The organism is Seonamhaeicola marinus (assembly GCF_008085455.1).
The window spans coordinates 1-462 of the sequence record NZ_VSDQ01000441.1; the positions used below are offsets into that span (position 1 = coordinate 1).

General features: G+C 33.5%; 1 protein-coding gene. It reads left to right on the plus strand.

Going from position 1 to position 462, the window contains the following annotated elements; translation table 11 throughout:
- Positions 1–462 (plus strand): YceI family protein (locus tag FUA24_RS07610; RefSeq protein WP_148541156.1); only part of this gene is annotated, 462 nt, incomplete at both ends.

The following is a 462-nucleotide window of genomic DNA, read 5'->3' on the forward strand; positions in this document are numbered from 1 at the left end:
GACACTTATACTGTAAACACTGCAGAATCTTCAATTGCTTGGAAAGGTTACAAACCAACAGGCTCGCATGATGGTACTATAAACATAAGCAATGGTTCATTTGAGCTTACCGATGGTAAAATTGCTAGCGGTACTTTTACTATTGATATGAATTCTATTGTTGTTTTAGATATTCCTGCAGAAGACGAAGGTAACGGCAAATTAGCTGGACACCTTAAAAATGCTGATTTTTTTGATGTTGAAAAATACCCAAATGCCACTTTTGAAATTACAGGTGTTACTGAAACTGAAGGCAAAACAATGCTTTCTGGTAATTTAACTTTAAAAGAAAAAACTAACAATATTACAATTCCTGTTACTATAAATACAGCAAACAACGGTTTAACATTAACTAGTGAAACCTTTACTATTGACCGCTCTAAATGGGATGTGAAATATGGTTCAAAATCGTTCTTTGACAAC